Source organism: Paracoccus isoporae, assembly GCF_900101865.1.
GTDB classification, from domain to species: Bacteria; Pseudomonadota; Alphaproteobacteria; order Rhodobacterales; family Rhodobacteraceae; genus Paracoccus; species Paracoccus isoporae.
On sequence record NZ_FNAH01000002.1, the window covers coordinates 542,957 to 563,116 of the forward strand.

Genomic DNA, 20,160 nt, shown 5'->3' on the forward strand with positions numbered 1-20,160 from the left:
GGGCAGCGTCCGACCGCGGGGGGACACTGGCGGCCGCGCCGCGTTGCACTTAATGGCGCATCCCCGCTGCACGGATGTTCGGCGCGGACCGGCGCCGAAGTGGCCGCCCTTGGGGGCGGTCGGACGCTGGCCCGGCGGGGCTGCGCCCCTTGTTCCGGGCCGGGTGCTGCGGCGATGCGGGTTGCGGGGTGTGGCGGGCGGTTATTCCTCGGCGTCCTGCGGCATGAACCCGTCGCGATTGCCTTTGAACCCCTGCGCCACAACGAATTTCTCCGACGAATCCGAGCGCGAGGCGGGCGGTTTCACATTCGCCACCTTGTCGAAATTCTGCTTGAGCATGGTCTGCAAAGACTGCTCCGCCCCGCCCGCCAGGACCTTGGCCACGAAGGTTCCGCCCGGCGAGAGCACGTCGAAGGCCAGCTGTGCCGCCGCCTCGACCAAGGCCACGATGCGCAGATGGTCGGTGCCTTTGTGGCCCGAGGAGGAGGCGGCCATGTCGGACATGACCACATCGGCCTCACCCCCCAGCCAGGCCTTGACCTTGTCGTCGGCGCCGTCTTCGAGGAAGTCGAGCACATGGATCTCGGCGCCGGGGATCGGATCGACCTCTTGCAGATCGACGCCAATGATGCGGCCCTGCGCCTTGCCCTGTTTCTCGCCTAACGCGTTGATGCGCGGCACCGCCACCTGGCACCAGCCGCCCGGCGCGCAGCCCAGATCGACCACGCGGGCGCCGGGCACGAGAAAGCGGTATTTATCGTCCAGCTCCAGGATCTTGTAGGCGGCGCGGCCGCGATAGCCCTCGCGCTTGGCGCGCTGCACGTAGGGGTCGTTCAACTGCCGCTCCAGCCAGAGCGTCGAGCTGAGCTTGCGGCCCTTGGCGGATTTCACCCGCACCCGCAGATCGCGCTGCCCCCGCCCCGAGGATTTGCGTTCGCGCGGACCCTTCACCCCGCCGGGCTTCTTCGCCATCAGGCCACTCCGTTCAGTTCGTCATCGGTGATGGCGCCGTCGCGCACCATCTGGGCATAGAGCAGCCCCTCGCGCAGCCCGCGATCCGCGACCGAGAGCCGCCGCGTCGGCCAGATCCGCATCAATGTCTGCAGGATCGCCGCGCCGGACATGATGAGCGCGTGACGCTCTCGCCCGATCCGGGGATCGGCGCGGCGGCCTTCGGGGCCGAGCGACAGGTAGTTGCGGATCACCGCATCGATCTGGGCCGAGGTCATGGTCAGCCCGTCCACCTTGGTCCGGTCATAGCGCTTCAGCCCGAGATGGCTGGCCGCCACCGTCGTCACCGTCCCCGAGGTGCCGATGATCTGGAAGCCGCGTTCCGGCGCGCCCTGCGCATAAGGGGCGAAATCGGCCAGCATCTCCTCGAAATACCAGCTCATCAGCGCGAAGCGGCCGGGATCGTCGGTGACGTCCGAAAACTGGTCGCGCAGCGTCGCCACGCCGAGCGGCACGCTGATCCAGTCCACCACCCGCGCGCCGCCGGATTGCGACGGCTTGAAGCTGCTGCCGAGTTTCATGATGGCGCGGGAGCGTTCGCGCGGCTCCACCTCGCCCAGATCGATCCAGACCAGCTCGGTCGAGCCGCCGCCGATATCGACCACCAGAAGCTGCTCGGTGCGCTGATTGACCAGAGGCGCGCAGGAGATCACGGCCAGCCGCGCCTCCTCCTCGGCCCCAATCACCTCGATCGGCAGGCCGGTCTCGCGCCGGATCAGCCGCATGAAGTCGCGGCTGTTGCGCGCCCGGCGGCAGGCTTCGGTCGCCACCAGCCGCATGTTGCGCACCTTGTGCTGATCCAGCTTGCGCCGGCAGACCTGCAGCGCATGCACGGTCCGCGACATCGACGCGCGCGACAGCCGCCCCGATGCCTCGAGCCCGTGACCGAGCTGCACCGGCTTGGAGAAGCTGTCGACAACCTGGAACTGACTGCCCGTCGGACGGGCGATCAGCATCCTACAACTATTTGTTCCCAAATCCAAAGCGGCATAAAGCGGCCCGGATTCGGACTGGCGGGTGCCTGACGGCTCAACCGATTGTTTCGGGAACGCGTCCGCACCCGCAGGACGCCTGGGCGCCATGGTCACGCCCTCCGATATCAAGTTATCCTCAAGGTAGCGGGGCGGTGACGCCGGTTCAAGGGGAAGGCTCAGCCCTTCGCGTCGGAATCGCGCGCGATGGCGGCGACTGGATCGTCCTTTCCGGCGCCGAACAGGCCGGCCAACCCGCGCGAGACCAGATTGCCGACGCGGGGCCGGGGCTGGGCGATGAAGGGCAGCGGGCGGCACACCTCCATCGCGGCGATGCCGACGCGCGCGGTCAGCGCCCCGTTCACCACGCCTTCGCCGAAACGCCGCGACAGCTTGGCCAGCAGCCCGCCGCCTGCGACGGTGTGGATCAGGTCGTCGCCCGCCGCCACCGCGCCGGTGGCGATCAGATGGGTCATCACCGTGCGCGCCAGCCGCCAGCCGCCGACCGCCCCGGCCCGCCCGCCATAGATCTCGGCCATGCGCCGGATCATCCGCAGATTGGCCAGAAGCGCCGCCGCCACATCCGCGAAGGTCAGCGGGATCAGCGCGGTGGCCGTGGCCACGGTCCGTGTCGCGGCCTCGATCTCGCGCCGCGCCTCCTGATCGAGCGGGGCGAGAAGCTGGGTCTCGGCCAGCGTCAGCAGGGTCTGCGCATCGAGCGCGTCCGGCCCGCGCTCGGCCAGATTGGCCCGGCCCCATTCGGCCTCGCGCCGCCCGGCATAGATCCGGTCGAGCTGGCGCACCACCTCGCGCGCGCCCGTGAGATCGGATTTCGACAGCGCCAGCCCCGCCTCGCGATGGATCTGGTCGATCTGGGCGAAGCGGCCCCAGGCGCGGTATTCGCGCCAGGCCATCGCCAGCACCGCGACCGTGAACAGCGCGAACAGCCCGACCCCGATCCAGCCCAGCACCGGCCAGCGATCCAGCAGCGCGGCGATATAGTTCAGCGCCGCCACCGACAGCAGGAAGGTCAGCAGCGCGGCCCCGGTATTGACGAAGAACCGGGTCAGCGGCGACGGGCCGCGCCCGGCCAGCCGGGTCACCAGCTCCATCGTGCGGGGGCGCGGCATGGCGACGGGCGCGTCCTCGATCGGGGGCGCATCGGCGGGGTTTGCGTGGGGCTGATCGCCGGTGCGGTCCTTTTCCCGCGCGCCGCGACGGGCGGATGCGTTCCGATCACCCTCGCCGCGCTGCGAGTCCGGGCCGGGCGCGGCGCTGCCCTGCGCCGTGTCGCCCAGTTCGATCAGCACGGGGCCGGGGCGGCGTTTCTCACTCACAGGCGATCTCCGATCAGGAATTCGGCGGCGCGGTCCAGCCTTATATGGGGCGGGCCGTCACCGGGTCGTGCCGTGTCGGCGGCGGGGCGGAAATTCATCACCGCGTAATCGCCATCCAGCCATTCGCTTTGCCCCTGCCGCGCCGGTGTCAGCAGCGCGGCCGGATCCTCGGGCAGCTCACCGGGATAAAAGGCCGCGCGCCGCCCGTCCATCAGCGTGCCGCGCACGGCGGGCAGTTCCTCGCCATCCTGCTTGATGACGTCTTCTGTCGTGGCGCGCAGTGCGGCAATCGCCATCGCCTCGGTCCGGGCACCGGCGAAATCGGCGCGGTCGCGGGCCTCGCGCAACAGCGCGGTGACGATATGGGTCAGGCGCTGATGCTGGGAATGGTGCAGATGGTCGGCCTTAGTCGCGGCGAACAGGATCCGGTCCACCCGGCGCAGCCCGAGCAACTGCGCCAGCCAGCCCGCGCGGCCGGGGTTGAAGGCGGACAGGATGTCGGCCATCGCCCGGCGCAGATCCTCGAGCGCCTGCGGCCCGGCATGGATCGCGCCCAGCACATCGGCCAGCACCACCTGGCGGTCGATCCGGGCGAAGTGATCGCGGAAGAACGGCTTCACGATGCGCGACTTGTAGGCGTCATAGCGGCGGGCGAATTCCCGGCGCAGCGGCGATTTCCCATCCGATGGCGGCAGCGGCGCGAAGGTCAGCGCGGGCGATCCCGCCATCTCTCCGGGCAGGATGAAGCGCCCCGGCGTGCAATCGGAAAAACCGGCCTCGCGCGCGGCGTTCAGATGCGCGGTGTAGCTGGCGGCGAGGCGCTGCGCCGTCGCCTCGCTGAATTTCGCGGAGAGATCCACCTCGTTGAGCGCGGCGAGATAATCCGGCGCGCCGGGGCGGCCGGTCATGCGCGTCATCACCTCCTGCGACCAGTCGTCGAAGCTGCGCTCCATAAGGCGCAGATCCAGCAACCATTCGCCGGGATAATCCACGATGTCGAGATGCACGGTCTGCTGGCCGCGCAAGCCGCCCAGCATGCCGCGCGGCTGCACGCGCAGCGACAGGCGAAGCTGCGAGATATGGCGCGTGCCCTCGGGCCAATACGGCTGCGGCCCGGTCAGGGCGGCCAGATGCCGCTCGAACTCGAATCGCGGCACGGTGTCGTCGGGCTGGGGTTGCAGCCAGGCGGCCTTGATCGAGCCGTCGGCGGCGGCGCGCAGCGCGGTCATCCGGCCGCGATCCATCAGATTGGCGACGAGCGAGGTGATGAACACGGTCTTGCCCGCCCGACTGAGGCCCGTCACGCCCAGCCGGATCACCGGATCGCCCATGCCGATGCCGCGCATCAGCCCGTCAGTGAAATCGGATAATCCCATCTGCCCGCCATATGTTTCCGGGATAACCCCTTGCCCCGGCGCAGGGTTTCATATCGGGCGCGAAGTCGCCCGGTTCAAGCATTTCCCGCTGGCCGCGCCCTGCGTGACGGGCGATAAGGCGGGCCATGCCGGACCGTTTGCCCATTGACGACGCCCTGCCTGCGCTGTGCCGCGCGATGGCGGATCATGGCCGCGCCGTGCTGGTGGCGCCCCCCGGCGCCGGCAAGACGACGCGGGTGCCGCTGGCGCTGATGGATCGGATCGGCGGCCGGATCGTGATGCTGGAGCCGCGCCGACTGGCCGCGCGCGCCGCCGCCGAGCGGCTGGCCGAGGGGCTGGGGCAGCGGCCGGGCGAGGATGTGGGGTTCCGCATCCGCGGCGAGGCGGTGCCGGGGCGGCGCATCGAGGTGGTGACCGAAGGCATTCTGACCCGGATGCTGCAATCGGACCCGTCGCTGGAGGGCGTGGGCTGCGTCATCTTCGACGAGTTCCACGAGCGCAGCCTGAATGCCGATCTGGGCCTTGCGCTCGTCTGGGAATCGCGCGGCGCGCTGCGGGACGATCTGGCGCTGCTGGTGATGTCGGCGACGCTGGATGCGGGGCCGGTCGCGGCGTTGCTGGACGATGCGCCGGTGATCGAGAGCTTGGGCCGCGCTTTCCCGGTCGAGACGCGCTATCTGCCACGCCCTTTGCCCGCGCAGGCGCGGTTCGATCTGGAGGCCGCGCGTCTGATCGCCGAGGCCGAGGCCGAGACGCGCGACGATCCCGGCGGCACCATCCTGGCCTTCCTGCCCGGCGAGGGCGAGATCCGGCGCGTCGCGGCGCGCCTCGCCGATCTGCCGGTGGAGATCGTGCCGCTTTACGGGGCCATGGATTTCAAGGCGCAGCGCGCGGCGCTGTCCCCGCCCGGTGCGGTGCGGCGCATCGTGCTGGCCACGGCAATTGCGGAAACCTCGCTGACCATTCCCGGCGTGCGGGTGGTGGTGGATGGCGGCCGCGCGCGGCGGGCGCGCTTCGATCCCGGCACCGGCATGTCGCGGCTGGTGACGGAACGCGTCAGCCGCGCCGAGGCCGAACAGCGCCGGGGCCGCGCGGGTCGGGTGGCGCCGGGGATCAGCTACCGCATGTGGGCGCGGGCCGAAGAAGGCGCTTTGCCCGAATTCGCCCCGCCCGAGATCGCGGTGGCGGATCTGAGCGGGCTGGCGCTGGAACTGGCGAATTGGGGCAGTGACGGGTCCGATCTGGCCTTTCTGACCCCGCCGCCAGACGCTGCGATGGGTGAGGCGCGAGCCTTGCTGCGCGATCTGGGGGCGCTTGATGCGCAGGATCGGATCACCGCGCATGGCCGGGCGCTTGCCGCGCTGCCGGTTCATCCGCGCCTCGCCCATATGCTGGCGGTGGCAGGGCGGCAGGCAGCGGAACTCGCGGCGCTGATCGGGGATCGTGATCCGCTGCGTGACGCAGGCGCGGATCTGGCGCTGCGGCTGCGCGCGCTGCGGGACCCCGCGCGGCACGACAAGGCGCGCGGCGCGTTGGAGCGGGTGCGGCAGGAGGCCGGGCGGCTGCGGCGGATGGTGCGCGACCGCCCCGAGATGTCACCGGGCGCGATGGCCGCACACGCCTATCCCGACCGGATCGGGCTGCGGCGGGCGGGGGAGCAGCCGCGCTATCTGCTCTCCGGCGGGCGCGGCGCGGTTCTGGCGGAGGGCGACACGCTGGCAGCGGAACGGCTGATCGTGGTGACCGATCTGGACGGGGCGGGACGCGAATCGCGCATCCGTCTGGCGCTGCCGGTCAGCGAGGCGGAGTTGCGCGCGCTGTTCGCGGACCGGATCGAGACGGTGGAGGCGGTGGAATGGGACGCAAGGCAGGGCCGCATCCTGGCCCGGCTGCGCGAGAGGCTGGGGGCGCTCACGCTGTCGGAGCGCAATCTGGATGCGCCGGATGAGGGCGCAATCGCGCAGGCGGCATGGGACGGGGTCCGGGCCGAGGGGCTGTTCTGGACGGCGAAGGCCGCGCGTCTGAGGGCGCGAATCGCGCTGTTGCAGGACGGGCCGGATGTCTCGGACGCGGCCTTGCTGGCGGATGGAGATTGGCTGATGCCGTTTCTCGGGCGGGTGCGCCATCGCGGCGATCTGCGCGGGCTCGATCTGACCCAGCCGCTGCTGAACCTGCTCGGATGGGAGGGGCAGCAGGCGCTGAACCTTCTGGCACCGGCGCATTTCACCACGCCCCTTGGCCGTCAGGTGCCGATTGATTACGACGCCGAAACGCCCTCCATCTCGCTGCGCCTGCAGGAGTTGTTCGGTGTCACCACCCATCCGGTGGTCGGGGGGCAGGCGCTGCGCATCACCCTGCTGTCGCCGGGGCAGAAACCCATCGCGGTGACCACCGATCTGCCGGGGTTCTGGGCCGGTTCCTATGCCGAGGTGCGCAAGGAGATGCGCGGGCGCTATCCCAAGCATCCCTGGCCCGAGGATCCGACCGAGGCCGACCCGACGCTGCGGGCCAAGCCGCGCGGGCGGTGACTGAACCCGAGGCGCGGCGGCACAGCCATCCCGCCCGGCGGCCACACCGGGCAGCGCCCGACCCGCCCCCCAGGGCGGGCGCTTCTCGCCCACCCTCGGGCCGGGCGCTGCCCTCCGCTCTGCTGACTGACAGATGACGCATTTTTCCGGTCCGGCAGTGGCAGGCCCTGTTCGCAGGGCTATGTGAGTGGCCGCCCTGGGGGGCGGTCGGCCGCTGGCCCGGCGGCGCGTGCCGCGCCTTGTTCCGGGGCCGGGCATTTCGGCAGGCGTGAAGCCTGTGTTCGGGGCTTGATCCAGACGCCGGAAGCTGCGCCGCCCTACAGCCCCACGAGCGCGCGCGCGAAATCCTCGGGCTCGAAGGCGTCGAGATCGTCGATCTGCTCGCCCACGCCGATCGCATGGATGGGCAGGCCGAACTTGTCGGCAAGCGCCACCAGAACCCCGCCCCGCGCCGTGCCGTCGAGCTTGGTCATCACCAGCCCCGACACATCGGCCAGCTTGCGGAACGTCTCCACCTGCGACAGCGCGTTCTGCCCGGTCGTCGCGTCCAGCACCAGCAGGGTGTTATGCGGCGCGGAGGGATCTTTCTTGCGGATCACGCGGACGATCTTGGCCAGCTCCTCCATCAGATCGGCGCGGTTCTGCAACCGGCCCGCCGTGTCGATCATCAGCAGGTCCGCGCCTTCGGCCTCGGCCCGCGTCATGGCGTCGAAGGCGAGGCTTGCCGGGTCCGAGCCTTCTGGCGCGGTCATCACCGGCACGCCCGCCCGCTGCCCCCAGACCTGCAACTGCTCGACCGCCGCGGCGCGGAACGTGTCGCCCGCCGCGATCACCACATTCTTGCCCGCGGCGCGGAACTGGCTGGCCAGCTTGCCGATGGTCGTGGTCTTGCCCGAGCCGTTCACCCCAACCACCAGCACCACCTGCGGGGTCTTCGGATAGAGCGGCAATGGTTGGGCCACCGGGGTCATGATCCGGGTGATTTCGCCCGCCAGCAGGGTCTTCAACTCGGTCGCGGAGACGCGGCGGCCCATCCGGCCTTCGGCGATATTGGCGGTGACGCGCAGCGCGGTATCCACCCCCATATCGGCGGCGACGAGCGTATCCTCCAGTTCCTCCAGCATGTCGTCGTCAAGCTCGCGGCGCGGCTCGGCCGGGGCGGCTGGTTTCGTGCCGAACAGCCGCCCCATCAGGCCGGGACGGGCGGGTGCCGGATCGGCGGCGGCGGGAGGCGCGGGCTGCGGGATCGGCATCGGGCGCGGCGCAGATGCGGGCTGCGGAGCGGTCGGGGACGGCGCCGCAGCCTCAGGCGGTGCGGGCAGATTGCTGCGCGCGGTCGGCGACGCCGGGGCGGCATCAGGAGCGGGTTGCGGCGGGGATGGCGGTGCCGCGGGCGCCGGGGCGGGCGGCGCGGGCGGTTCCGGGGCGGCGGGCGCAGCCTGTGCCGCACGCGGCGGCGCATCATCGGCGGCGGGATCATCGCCCGGCGTGCCCTCGCCTACCAGATCGTCGAGCCCCTGCCCGATCTTCGAGGAGGATTTGGTCAGCCGCTCGCGCAGCTTGGAGAAAAACGACATGCGGCCCATCCTGACAATTCGACCCGGACCCTAAGCCGTCGCCGGGCAAAGGAAAAGGGGCGCGGCCGGACAGGCGGCGCGCGCCGGTTCAGAAGGCCTTGAAGGTCATCGTGGTCAGCGTGCGCATGATGCCGTCAATGCCGAACAGATTCTCGCTCAGATAGTGGCCGACATCCTCGTCCTCGGGGATATAGACCTTGGCCATCAGGTCGTAATCGCCGGAGGTGGAATACAGTTCCGACACGATCTCGCGCTCATAGATGGCGTCGGCCACCGCGTAGGTCTGGCCGGGCACGCAGCGGAATTGCACGAAGACGGGACGCATGGCTGGCTCCTGTTCAGCTTGGGGGAAAGATTACCGCGCAGGCGGCTCACGGGTCCAGTCCCCGCGCGCCAGCCCGCCATAGAAGCGGCGCAGCATCAGCACCGAGGCCGTGGCCAGCCCCGCCATCAGCCCGATCCACAGCCCCTTGGGGCCGAAGCCCAGCGGAAATGCAAACAGCCACGCCGCCGGCAGACCGATCAGCCAATAGCTGATCGCGGCCAGCCACATCGGGACGCGCGTGTCCTGCACCCCGCGCAGCAGGCCAAGCCCCTGCACCTGCAACGCATCGACAAGCTGGAACAGCGCCGCCCAGAACATCAGCGACACCGCGATCTGCATGATCGCCGGCGCGTCCGGGTCGCCGGGCTTGAGATAAAGCGCGATCATCGGCTCGGGCAGGAAGACGAAAATCACCCCGGTCAGCAGCGCGAAGCCCACCGACAGCCAGATCACCGTCGCGCCCGCATCGCGCAGCATCTGCGGATCTCCCAGCCCCCGCGCGCGTCCGGCCCGGATGGTGCCGGCATTCGACATGCCCAGATGGAACATGAAGGCGATGGAGGCGAGTTGCAGGGCGATGCCATGCGCGGCCAGCTCGCGCGCGCCGAACCAGCCCATCATGAGATTGGTGCCGACGAACATCCCCACCTCGGCCACCAGCGTCAGCCCGACCGGCAGGCCCAGCACGAAGATGGCGCGGAAGGCCGGACCATCCGGCCGCCAGAAGCGCTGCATCAGCCGGATCGGGCGGGCCTCGGGCAGCCACAGCGCATAGGCGAGGATCGCGCCGAGTGCGGTATATTGCGTGATGATCGAGGCGATGGCGGCACCGCGCACCCCCAGCTCCGGCGCGCCGAGATTGCCGAAGATGAAGATCCAGTTCATCAGCACGTTCAGCGGGATGCCGGCCACGGTCAGCCACAGCACCACCTGCGTGCGCTCCATCGCCGCGAGATAGGAGTTCAGCACCATCGACCACAGCACCGCGCCCGCACCCCAACCGGCGATGCGCAGATATTGCTGGGCCAAAGCCGAGATCTCGTCCCCCTGGCCGAGCGCCAGCAGGATCGGGCCGGAATACCACAGAAGCGGCATGATCAGCACGGCGTGGATCGCCGACCACCACAGCGCCATGCGGGTCGCGCGGCGCACCTCGGTCGTGTCATCGCGGGCATTCGCGGTGGCCAGAAGCCCCATCACCCCGATCCCGAAGCCAGAGCCGAGCATGATGAGGATGAACAGCACCGATGTCGCCAGCACGAGTGCCGCCAGCTCCACCACCCCGTATTGCCCGATCATCACCGTGTCGGTGATGTTGATGCCCATGCGCGCCAGATGCCCGCCGACAAGCGGAAGGCCGAGCGACAAGGTCGCGGCGAGATGGGGGCGGTAGCGGGCGAAATCCATGATCCGCGCTTAGCGACTGCCGCAAGCCGGGGCAAGGGGGCGCGGCGCGGGATCGGGCCGGGTGCAAAACCGCTGCCATGGGCCCGGATCGCCCGGCCTCACGTCGGCGGAGACGCGGCGTTTTCACGGCGGGTTACGCGCCGCGATGGCTTGCGAACAGATCGGCCGCCGCGGCGGCGATGCGGCGGTCGGTTTCGGTCTCCGCCCCCGATGCGCCGGGCCGGAACCGCAGCCGGAATGCGGCCAGCCGGTCGGCTGGCTCGGCCTCCGGGTAGCCGATGGCGATCAGGCTGTCCGCCAAAGGGACATCTTCGCCCCGAATTTGCGGATGCAGTGCCAGACCTTGCCGCGCCAGGCGCGGCCAGTCGAAACGCGGGCCGGGATCGCATTTGCGCCCCGGTGCCATGTCGGAATGCCCGATCACACCGTCAGGCCCGATCTGCCACCGCGCCATGATCCCGCGCAGCAATTCCTCCAACGCATCCATCTGCGCGGCGGCGAAGGGGCGTGTGCCGGGATTGACCAGCTCGATCCCGATGGAGCGGGAGTTCACGTCGCCCTGCCCCTGCCAGCCGCCCGCCCCGGCGTGCCAGGCGCGGCGATCTTCGGGCACGAGCGCCTCCGCCCGCCCATCCTCGTCGATCAGCCAATGCGCGCTGACCTCTGCCGCCGGATCGCAGAGCCGGTCACGCGCCGCGGCGCAATCCTGCATCCCCGTGTAATGGATGACGATCAGCGAGGGGCGCAACCCGCCGCGCCGCTCGCCGTGATTGGGAGAGGGAAATTCACCACGCATCAGTGACTTGGCCCGAATATCTCATGCAAGATCCGCACCCTCGCCGCAGCCGCGCGGCACCGCGCGGATCAGAGCTGCGCGGTGCGGTAAGGCGTCGGATCCCAGCCGCAGACATAGCCGTCCCCATCCGGGTCCACCCCGTAGGGGTCAAGCTCCGGCCCGCCCGCGGTCATGAACATGAGCTGCGCGGCATTCGCATTCGGGAAGCGCGCGCAGGCGCGGGCCGCGACCTCGGCCGAGCCGCCATCGCGCGGATAGACCGATGTGCCGGGCGCGTGACGCTGGCTGAGTGCATATCGCGCCAGCGCGTCTGTCTGGGTGGCGCGGGCCACCGGTTCGGGCGCGGGGCGCACCACTACCGAGGCCGAATCCAGCCGCTCGCCGGTGTCGGGGTCATAGTAATATCCGCCGCCGCCGCCGCGCACCACGACGCGGGGGGCGGGATCAGCGGCCACCGGGCGGGCCAGCACATCGGGCTGGCCGCGCGAGGTTTCGACATAGGTGGGCGTGCCGGTGGCGGCGGTGGTGCCGCGCGCGGTCAGACGCGCGGTGTCACGCTCGACGATCTCCCAGAAGGTCGGGCCCTCGATCTCCTCGGCGGTGGGGGCCTTGAACGGCCGGGCGCGCGGCACGATCTGCGGCACCGGTTTCTCGCCCATCAGCGCCGCCTCGCGCGCCAGCAGATAGCGGCCATAGGCGGTCTCATCCGTCATGCCGTATTTCGGATCCGCGCAGCCCGCCAGCCCGAGGGCACACAACATCACCGCAACCGTCGTCTTCATCGTGAACCCTCCTGCCATAACACGGCCACCTTACCACCACCGCGCGGGCTTGGAAGCAAAACCTGCCGCGCGCTCAAGAACATAGGCGTGGTTGAGCAGTTCGCCCTCCTCGAAGGGGCGGCCGATCAGTTGCAGCCCCAGCGGCAGGCCCTGCCCGTCCAGCCCCACCGGCACCGAGATCCCCGGCAGGCCGGCCAGGTTGACCGTCACCGTGAACACGTCGTTGAGATACATCTCCACCGGATCCTTTTGCGCCATGTCGCCCAGCCCGAATGCCGCCGACGGCGTGGCGGGCGTCAGGATCGCATCGACTCCATCGGCATAGGCCTGATCGAAATCGCGCTTGATGAGCGCGCGGACCCGGCGGGCGCGGTTGTAATAGGCGTCGTAGAACCCGGCCGAGAGGACATATGTGCCGATCATCACCCGGCGCTGCACCTCGGCCCCGAAGCCTTCGGCGCGGGTCTTTTCATACATTTCGACAATGCCGTCGCCCTGCCCGAGCGTGGCGCGGCGGCCGTAGCGCACCCCGTCATAGCGGGCCAGGTTCGACGAGGCCTCGGCCGGGGCGATGACGTAATAGGCCGGCAGCGCGTATTTCGTGTGCGGCAGCGAGATCTCCACGATCTCGGCGCCCGCGTCGCGCAGCATGTCTGCGCCCTTCTGCCACAACGCATCGATTTCATCGGACAGCCCGTCCATGCGGTATTCGCGCGGAATGCCGATCTTCTTGCCGCGAATGTCGCCGGTCAGCGCCGCCTCGAAATCCGGCACCGGGATCTCGGCGCAGGTCGAATCCTTGTCATCGACCGAGGCCATCGCGCCCAGCATGATCGCCGCATCGCGCACCGTCTTGGTCATCGGCCCGGCCTGATCCAGCGAGGAGGCGAAGGCGATGGTCCCCCAGCGGCTGACCCGGCCATAGGTGGGTTTCAGCCCCACCGTGCCGGTGAAGGCGGCGGGCTGGCGGATCGAGCCGCCGGTATCCGTCCCGGTCGCCGCCAGACACAGATCGGCGGCCACCGCCGCGGCCGAGCCGCCCGACGACCCGCCCGGCGTCAGTTCGCGGTCATCGACCTTCCACGGATTGACCGACTTGCCGTAAACGCTGGTTTCGTTGGACGAGCCCATGGCGAATTCGTCCATGTTCAGCTTGCCCAGCATCACCGCCCCCGCATCCCAGAGATTCTGGGTCACGGTGGATTCATATTGCGGGGTGAAGCCTTCCAGGATGCGGCTGGCGGCCTGGGTGGTCACACCGCGCGTGCAGAACAGATCCTTCACGCCCAGCGGGATGCCTGTCATCGCCGCCCCGTCGCCCGCCCGGATGCGCTGATCGGCGGCGCGGGCCATCTCGCGCGCCAGATCGGCGCTGTCATGGACGAAGGCATTCAGCGCGCCCGCGCCCTCGATGGCGGTCAGGCAGGCTTCGGTCAGCTCCTGGGACGACATCTTGCCGGCGCGCATCGCGTCGCGCGCCTCGGCGATGGTCAACTGGTTCAGATCGCTCATTCCACCACCTTCGGCACGGCAAAGAAGCCTTGGCGGGCATCCGGCGCGTTGGCCAGCACCTTCTCGGGATGGCCGCCATCGGTGACGACATCCTCGCGCCGCTTCAGCCGCATCGGCGTCACCCCGGTCATCGGCTCGACGCCCTTCACATCCACCTCGCTCAGCTGTTCCATGAAATGCAGGATGGAGTTCAGCTCCGCCGCCAGGGCGGGAAGATGCGCGTCTTCCACCGCGATCCGGGCGAGATGGGCGACCTTGCGCGCCTCGTCTTCAGTGATCGACATGAGTTTTCCCTTCGCTCTCGCGCCGCGTTTACCGCCCCCGCGCCCCGGTCGCAAGCATGGCCCGCGCGCCGCCGCCGGCACGCCCGCAGCCTGCGCCGGACGGAGGGGGCCGGCGCATCGCTCAGACCTCGAACGGCGCCATCACCTTCGGCTCGACCAGCTTCGCGTCCAGCGATTTCAGCGGCGCCAGGTCGGGCTTGAGGAAATCGAAGGTCAGGTAATGCGAACAGATCACCGTGTCGAAATCGAACCAGCGTTTCGCGGCATAGGCGGCCCGCGCCGGGTCCATGGTGAAATGCCCGCCCACGCAGAGCAGCCCGATGGACGGCTTGTGCAGATCCCCCATCCATTCCATGTCCGCCATAATGTCGGTGTCGCCCGAGAAATACAGCGTCTTTCCGTCGCCCTCGATCATGTAGCCCGATTCGTGACCGGCATACACCGGCGCGCCATGATCGCCCGCCATCGAGGAGGAATGCGTGGCATTGACCATCGTCACCTTCGCGCCGCCCAGATCGACCGTGCCGCCCTTGTTGAAGCCGATCACCTCGATCCCGTGGCGCTGCTCCCAATAGCCCATCAGATCGAAGATCCCGGCCACGGGAATGCCCAGCTCCTTCGCCAGATCCACGGTTTCGGAGGCGTGGTCGAAATGGCCGTGGGTGATGAGGATATGGGTGGCACCCTTCACCGCCTCCTGCCGCTTCTCGGCCGGGAAGACCGGGTTATCGGTCAGCCAGGGATCGATCAGGATCACGGCGGTCTCGGTCTCCAGTCGCCAGCTTGCATGGCCGAGCCAGGTCAGTCGCATCAGTTCCTCCTGTCACTGCAGTGTCGCGGGGAAGGCTAGCACCCCCCGCCCGCAACCGGAACCGCCCGCGGCGGGGGCAAGCCCGATTAATCGCATCTTAACCAAAATCCGATTCTCATTCCGGTGACGCAGGGTGAAGGAGGCGCAGAGATGGCCTATCGGATACTGGCCTATACGTTCGATGACCGGGTGAATACCGCGGATGGGCGTCCGCCTTTCTATAATGAGAGTGAGATCTCCTTCGCCGATGCCAGCGAGACGGAGATCTATCTGGACGCAGACGGAAATCGCTTCAAGCAGGTTATTAAATCGCACCCTCTGGGCCAGCGACTTCTTGTTGACGCGACAATCGGGGAGACTGACCTTCCCGAGGGAACGGTACTGAGTTTCAAAATGCCGAATGGATCTAAAATCAAAGATCCCACGACGCAAAAGAGTTATGTAGTCCTGATCGCGGGAACGGCCACAACAAATAAACAGGGGCCCGATATCTTGAACGACTACCGGACTGTCTTTGTTTTCCCTTCCGACCCTGATGATACGCAGCCCTTCGATCCAACGAAGTCCTATAAACAGGTCGGAATAGCGACCAGTAGCTCCTACTATCTCCCAGCCACCGAGATCCCGACAAGCTACCTCAAGACCCCCTGCTTCGTCGCCGGCACGCTGATCGACACTGCACGCGGGCCGCGCCCGGTGGAGACGCTGCGGGCGGGCGATCTGGTGGTGACGCGCGACCGCGGGGTGCGGCCGCTCTGCTGGGCCGGGCGGCGGATGCTGAGCGCGCAGCATCTGCGCCTGGCCCCGCATCTGCGCCCGGTGCGGATCCGCGCCGGTGCGCTCGGCCCCGGCCTGCCCGCGCGGGATCTGTTCGTGTCGCCGCAACATCGGGTGCTGCTGCGGTCCGCCCTTGCCGCGCGGCACTGCGGCGCGGCCGAGGTGCTGGTGGCGGCGCTGCATCTGTGCAGCTTGCGCGGCGTCCGGCAGCACGACCCGCCGGACGGCGTCGCCTATCATCATCTGCTCTTCGACCGGCACGAGATCGTCCGGTCCAATGGCTGCTGGAGCGAGTCGCTCTATACCGGGCCGCAGGCGATGTTATCGCTCAGCCCGCAGGCCCGGCAGGAAATCGCGGCGCTGTATCCGCACCTCATCGCGCCGGGCGCGGAGATCAGGCCCGGCGCGCGCCCCTTCCTCGCCGGGCGCCAAGGCCGCGACATCGCGCAGGCCCATCGCCGGACAGGCGCGCCGCTGTTCAGCGCGGCAGAGACGAAAGACCCCCGGATCCCTGCCTGAATCCGGGGGCTGTAAATGGGCCGTAGCGCGCTTATTCCGCGGCGGGGGCGGCCTCATCCGTTGCCGCATCGTCGGTGGCAGCTTCATCCGTTGCGGCATCGCCCGATGCGGCGTCATCCATCGCGGCTTCATCAGATGCGGCATCGTCCGCCGCCGCGGCCTCATCGTCCGACGCCTCCGCCGGCGCGGCATCCGCGGCCCCGGCCTCGCCGATCACGGTGATCCGCCCATCCGTGGCGGGCGCGAAATCCGGCCCCTGCTGGGCCAGGTACTCCGCCAGCACATCCGCCAGGTCCGGGCCGAAATCATAGGCGCGCATCCCGTTCGTGTCGAACACGGTATAGCCGTCGCCGCCGGTGCGCATGTAGTTGTTCGACACCACGCCATAATCGCGGCCCGGCTCGATCGGGCCCCATTCTCCGTCGGTCATCACCTGCACGTCGCTGATCCGGCTGCCGGGCTCGGCGGACGGATCGACGCTGTATTTCAGCCCCGCCACCTGCGAGAACCGGCCCGCGCCTTCCTCGATCTGGCTGGCACCGTTTTCCAGCGCGGCGATCACATCTTCGCCGGTCAGCCAGAAGGTGGCGAGCGTGTTCTGGAACGGCAGCACCGAGATCACCTCGCCCATCGAGATCGGGCCGGCATCGATCGAGGCGCGCAGCCCGCCGCCATTCTGGATGGCGATCTGCACGCCCTGGTCGCGGACCCGGTCCAGCATGGCATCGGCCACCAGCGAGCCCATCACGCATTCCTTCGCCCGGCAATCGGCGCGGTCGGCGCCGATGGGCGATCCGGTTTCCGCCACGATCCGGTTCTTCAACTCCTCGATCGGGGCGCCGAGTTCCTGGATCCGGGCCAGCACCTCCGGGTCGGGCTCGATGGAGGCGTCGATCAGGATCGGCTCGCCCTCGGCAGCGATGACCTTGCCTGCATCATCGAAGGTCAGTTTCAGATGGCCGAGATACTTGCCATACGCATAGGCCTGCACCAGCGGCACCTCGGTGCCGTCAGGGCTGGCGACCATGAACGGATAGGGGCCGTCGGCGGAATCGTCGGTATTCGACAGGAAGGTGTTGGAATGCCCGCCGACAAGCGCATCCAGCCCGTCCACATTGGCCAGCACCTCCTGCTCGCCCTGGAAACCGATATGGGTCACGGCGATGATCTTGTCGATGCCCTGCTCGGTCATCTCGGCCACGTCTGCGGCAATGCCGTCCACATGCGACTGGAAGATCAGCGCCTCGCCGGGAGAGCTGATCTCCGGCGTGTCGATGGTGGTGCCGCCGACGATCCCGATCCGCTCTCCACCGACCTCGACCACGGCGGACCCGGTCAGCTTGTCGGCCAGGATATTGGACTGGCTGGCGTCGATATTGGCCGACAGCACCGGGAACTCCGCCCGGTCGATCAGCGCCGACACCGCTTCCGGGCCATCGTCGAATTCGTGGTTGCCCACCGCCATCGCGTCATAGCCGAGACGGTTCATGAACTCCGCCGCCGCCTCGCCCTTGTAGGTGGAGTAGAACAGGCTGCCCTGGAACTGGTCGCCGCCATCAAGCAGCAGCACCGGCTCCCCCGCCGCCTCGAACTCCGCGCGCAGCTCGGCGATCTTGGTGGCCAGCCGCGCCGTCCCGCCAAAACACTCGCCGGCCTCCTCGGTCTCGGCGTCGCAGGTCGAATCGTATTTGTTGATCGATTCGATCCGGCTGTGGAAATCGTTGGTGTGCAAGATATGCAGCACGGTATCGGCCTGCGCGGCGCTGCCCGTCAGGGCGATTGCGGCAACCGAGGCCATCAGGCGGGACGTGGACATCGAATTCTCCCCGAAATGCGTGTCATTCTGTTGTCATATTACTGACAGATTGGCGCGACGGCGGTGACGCGTCAAACGTTCATCGCATAGCGCGGTTTTGCGACGCTGCCGTGACGCCACGGCACTTGACCCCGGCACGGCAAGCGCGGAAATACGCGGCATGATGATTTACAAGATATTTCGCGGGCCGGAATGGCAGCAGCTTGAACGCGACGGATCGACATCGGGCGCGCCGGTCGATTTGGCGGATGGCTATATCCATTTCTCCACCGCCGAGACGCTGCGCGGCACGCTGGAGAAGCATTTCGCCGGCGAGGACGGGCTGAGCCTGCTGGCCTGCGATGCGGAGATGCTGGGGAGCGAGTTGCGGTGGGAGCCGTCGCGCGGCGGCGTGCTGTTCCCGCATCTCTACCGCGCGCTGCGGCGGAATGAGGTGATCTGGCAGCGCCCCCTGCCCCTCGGCCCGGACGGCCACGAGATCGGAGAGCTGGCATGACCGCGCTCGAACGGATTGGGCTTGCGGCCCTGCACCGGCTTGACCCGGAACGGGCGCATGACCTGTCGATCCGCGCGCTGTCGCTGGGGGTGGTGCCGCTGCCCGGCGCGCCGGTCACCTCCGCCCGGCTGCGCACCCGGCTGGCCGGGCTGGACCTGCCCAACCCGGTCGGGCTGGCGGCGGGGTATGACAAGAATGCCCGCGCGGTCGGGCCGCTAATGCGGGCCGGGTTCGGCTTCATCGAATGCGGCGCGGCAACGCCGCGTCCGCAGCCCGGCAATCCGAAACCGCGCCTGTTCCGGCTGAGCGCGGATCGCGCGATCATCAACCGCTTCGGCTTCAACAATGACGGTGCCGAGGCCATCGCCGCCCGTCTGGCGACGCGGGGCCCGGGCGTCCCGGTCGGGCTGAATATCGGCGCCAACAAGGACAGCGCCGACCGCGCCGCGGATTTCGCCGCGGTGGTCCGCGCGGCTGGCAGCACAGCGGATTTCCTGACCGTCAACGTGTCATCGCCCAACACCGAACGGCTGCGCGATCTGCAAGGCGCCGAGGCGCTGAGCGCGCTTCTGTCGGGCGTCATTGCGGCGCGGGACGCCCTGCCCGCGCGGCGACCGGTCTTTCTCAAGATCGCGCCGGACCTGGACGAGGCCGGGCTGGCCGATATTGCCAATGTCGCGATGCGCGTGGGCATCGACGCGATCATCGCCACCAACACCACCCTGTCGCGCGACGGCCTGTCCGATCCGCAGGCGCAGGAGGCCGGCGGTCTGTCGGGGCAACCGCTCTTCTCGCGCGCGACGCGGGTTCTGGCGCGGCTCCATCACCTCACCGGCGGGCAGATCCCGCTGATCGGCGTGGGCGGGATCGGCAGCGTCGAGGATGCGTGGCAGAAGCTGCGCGCCGGCGCCTCGGCGGTGCAGATCTACTCGGCGCTGATCTATTCCGGCTTCTCGCTGGCCGCCGAGATCGCGCGGGGCCTGGATGCGCGGGCGGAGGAGGAAGGTCTGGCGAACCTGTCGGAGCTGACCGGGACAGGCGTCGAGGACTGGCTCGACTGAGGCATCATATAGCGGTGATGCCCGACCCTATCCACCGAGCGCAGCGCGATGACCGTTGAAATATCCGGCAGAATGTATATTCTGATATATAATCGAAAGGATCCGCCATGACCCGCCTGCTGACCAACCATATCTGCACCATGACCGAGTTGCGCGAACCGCATAAGGTGCTCGAACGCTCGGGGGGAAAGCCGGTGGCGATCCTGAAGAACTCGCAGCTCGTGGGATATCTGGTGCCGGAAGAGGCAACCGAGACGCAGCCACATCGCTGCATGACGCGGGATGAGGTGGCCGACGCATTGCGCCGCACCCAGGCGGAGGCGCAGCCGGTTCTGGATTACCTGCGCGACAAGTGACCGATGACGGAATGGCTGCTTCCTTCGGCCGAGATCGTCGAGTCGATCCATGACCTCGTCCTGAACGACGGCGAACTGTCCGGCCTGGCGCGCGACAAGTCTCTTTCGGGCGCCCTGGCGCGGGTCGAAAACCGGCTGGCCTACGGCATGATCGGCGATGTCTTCGGGCTTGCAGCCGCCTATGCTATGGCGATCGCGCAGGGGCATTGCTTCAACGACGCGAACAAGCGCACCGCCTATCGCGTGATGCAGGTCGTGCTAGAACTGAACGGCGCGCGTGCACCGCGGGTTGAGCCGGAGGTCACCGGCCAGAAAATCATCGCCCTCGCGCAGGGCAAGATTGACGATGCCGATCTGGCGGACTGGCTGCGCGACCATCCCTGACCCCCACCGGTTGCGGCCACGCCGCGCCCGGCCA

Annotated in this window: 19 protein-coding genes; 6 read left to right on the plus strand and 13 right to left on the minus strand. The window is 68.7% G+C overall.

Going from position 1 to position 20,160, the window contains the following annotated elements; genetic code table 11:
* Window positions 1-201: 201 nt before the first annotated feature.
* From BLT73_RS06165 to BLT73_RS06180, 4 genes are all read right to left on the minus strand, one after another.
* Window positions 202-972 carry an RlmE family RNA methyltransferase gene (locus tag BLT73_RS06165; RefSeq protein WP_090521791.1) on the minus strand — a complete coding sequence of 257 codons (771 nt, stop codon included), beginning with the start codon at window positions 970-972 and terminating at the stop codon, window positions 202-204.
* The gene (locus BLT73_RS06170; protein ID WP_090521793.1) at window positions 972-2,093 is read right to left on the minus strand and encodes a Ppx/GppA phosphatase family protein; all 1,122 of its coding nucleotides are present in this window, start codon (window positions 2,091-2,093) and stop codon (window positions 972-974) included. Before BLT73_RS06170 ends, BLT73_RS06165 begins: the two co-directional genes overlap by 1 nt.
* A 68-nt stretch (window positions 2,094-2,161) precedes the next feature.
* On the minus strand, window positions 2,162-3,319 hold the full coding sequence (locus BLT73_RS06175) for a YcjF family protein (RefSeq protein ID WP_090521795.1): 1,158 nt from the start codon (window positions 3,317-3,319) through the stop codon (window positions 2,162-2,164).
* Window positions 3,316-4,695, minus strand: a complete 1,380-nt coding sequence (locus BLT73_RS06180; RefSeq protein ID WP_090521797.1) for a YcjX family GTP-binding protein — start codon at window positions 4,693-4,695, stop codon at window positions 3,316-3,318. The genes BLT73_RS06175 and BLT73_RS06180 overlap by 4 nt, the downstream gene beginning before the upstream one ends.
* 125 nt (window positions 4,696-4,820) lie before the next feature.
* Between BLT73_RS06180 and hrpB the strand changes: the two genes are divergently transcribed.
* Window positions 4,821-7,223: an ATP-dependent helicase HrpB gene (gene hrpB, locus BLT73_RS06185; protein ID WP_090521799.1), complete on the plus strand. Its 2,403-nt coding sequence runs from the start codon at window positions 4,821-4,823 to the stop codon at window positions 7,221-7,223.
* 317 nt (window positions 7,224-7,540) lie between these two features.
* Here the strand turns inward: hrpB and ftsY are convergent, their stop codons facing one another.
* The 8 genes from ftsY to BLT73_RS06225 all read right to left on the minus strand — a co-directional run bounded on the left by ftsY (window position 7,541) and on the right by BLT73_RS06225 (window position 14,717).
* A complete protein-coding gene (ftsY, locus tag BLT73_RS06190) occupies window positions 7,541-8,800 on the minus strand; it encodes a signal recognition particle-docking protein FtsY (protein ID WP_090521953.1) in 1,260 nt (419 codons plus the stop codon).
* Window positions 8,801-8,888: 88 nt separating this feature from the next.
* Window positions 8,889-9,125, minus strand: a complete 237-nt coding sequence (locus tag BLT73_RS06195) for an Lrp/AsnC ligand binding domain-containing protein (protein WP_090521801.1) — start codon at window positions 9,123-9,125, stop codon at window positions 8,889-8,891.
* Between the two features lie 30 nt (window positions 9,126-9,155).
* The gene (locus BLT73_RS06200) at window positions 9,156-10,532 is read right to left on the minus strand and encodes an MATE family efflux transporter (protein WP_090521803.1); all 1,377 of its coding nucleotides are present in this window, start codon (window positions 10,530-10,532) and stop codon (window positions 9,156-9,158) included.
* A 133-nt stretch (window positions 10,533-10,665) separates the two neighbouring features.
* Window positions 10,666-11,328, minus strand: coding sequence for an N-acetylmuramoyl-L-alanine amidase (locus BLT73_RS06205; protein ID WP_090521805.1), 663 nt, complete (start codon window positions 11,326-11,328; stop codon window positions 10,666-10,668).
* Between the two features lie 68 nt (window positions 11,329-11,396).
* On the minus strand, window positions 11,397-12,110 hold the full coding sequence (locus BLT73_RS06210) for a hypothetical protein (protein WP_090521807.1): 714 nt from the start codon (window positions 12,108-12,110) through the stop codon (window positions 11,397-11,399).
* A 30-nt stretch (window positions 12,111-12,140) separates the two neighbouring features.
* Window positions 12,141-13,622: an Asp-tRNA(Asn)/Glu-tRNA(Gln) amidotransferase subunit GatA gene (gene gatA / locus BLT73_RS06215; protein WP_090521809.1), complete on the minus strand. Its 1,482-nt coding sequence runs from the start codon at window positions 13,620-13,622 to the stop codon at window positions 12,141-12,143.
* Window positions 13,619-13,906, minus strand: a complete 288-nt coding sequence (gene gatC, locus BLT73_RS06220; protein ID WP_090521811.1) for an Asp-tRNA(Asn)/Glu-tRNA(Gln) amidotransferase subunit GatC — start codon at window positions 13,904-13,906, stop codon at window positions 13,619-13,621. Before gatC ends, gatA begins: the two co-directional genes overlap by 4 nt.
* 121 nt (window positions 13,907-14,027) lie before the next feature.
* Window positions 14,028-14,717, minus strand: a complete 690-nt coding sequence (locus BLT73_RS06225; protein ID WP_090521813.1) for a metal-dependent hydrolase — start codon at window positions 14,715-14,717, stop codon at window positions 14,028-14,030.
* A gap of 492 nt (window positions 14,718-15,209) precedes the next feature.
* On the opposite strand from BLT73_RS06225, the gene BLT73_RS06230 reads away from it, so the two are divergent.
* Window positions 15,210-16,013 carry a Hint domain-containing protein gene (locus BLT73_RS06230; RefSeq protein ID WP_176804950.1) on the plus strand — a complete coding sequence of 268 codons (804 nt, stop codon included), beginning with the start codon at window positions 15,210-15,212 and terminating at the stop codon, window positions 16,011-16,013.
* 31 nt (window positions 16,014-16,044) lie between these two features.
* Here BLT73_RS06230 and BLT73_RS06235 read toward each other — a convergent pair whose 3' ends face one another.
* Window positions 16,045-17,829, minus strand: coding sequence for a bifunctional metallophosphatase/5'-nucleotidase (locus BLT73_RS06235; RefSeq protein WP_176804953.1), 1,785 nt, complete (start codon window positions 17,827-17,829; stop codon window positions 16,045-16,047).
* A 160-nt stretch (window positions 17,830-17,989) separates the two neighbouring features.
* Between BLT73_RS06235 and BLT73_RS06240 the strand changes: the two genes are divergently transcribed.
* From BLT73_RS06240 to BLT73_RS06255, 4 genes are all read left to right on the plus strand, one after another.
* Entirely contained in the window at window positions 17,990-18,325 is a 336-nt protein-coding gene (locus BLT73_RS06240; RefSeq protein WP_090521816.1) for a DUF952 domain-containing protein, read from the plus strand.
* Window positions 18,322-19,386: a quinone-dependent dihydroorotate dehydrogenase gene (locus BLT73_RS06245; protein ID WP_090521818.1), complete on the plus strand. Its 1,065-nt coding sequence runs from the start codon at window positions 18,322-18,324 to the stop codon at window positions 19,384-19,386. Before BLT73_RS06240 ends, BLT73_RS06245 begins: the two co-directional genes overlap by 4 nt.
* Before the next feature lie 107 nt (window positions 19,387-19,493).
* Window positions 19,494-19,742 carry a type II toxin-antitoxin system Phd/YefM family antitoxin gene (locus BLT73_RS06250; protein WP_090521820.1) on the plus strand — a complete coding sequence of 83 codons (249 nt, stop codon included), beginning with the start codon at window positions 19,494-19,496 and terminating at the stop codon, window positions 19,740-19,742.
* A 3-nt stretch (window positions 19,743-19,745) separates the two neighbouring features.
* Window positions 19,746-20,126 carry a type II toxin-antitoxin system death-on-curing family toxin gene (locus tag BLT73_RS06255; protein WP_090521822.1) on the plus strand — a complete coding sequence of 127 codons (381 nt, stop codon included), beginning with the start codon at window positions 19,746-19,748 and terminating at the stop codon, window positions 20,124-20,126.
* The last annotated feature ends 34 nt before the right edge of the window (window positions 20,127-20,160 follow it).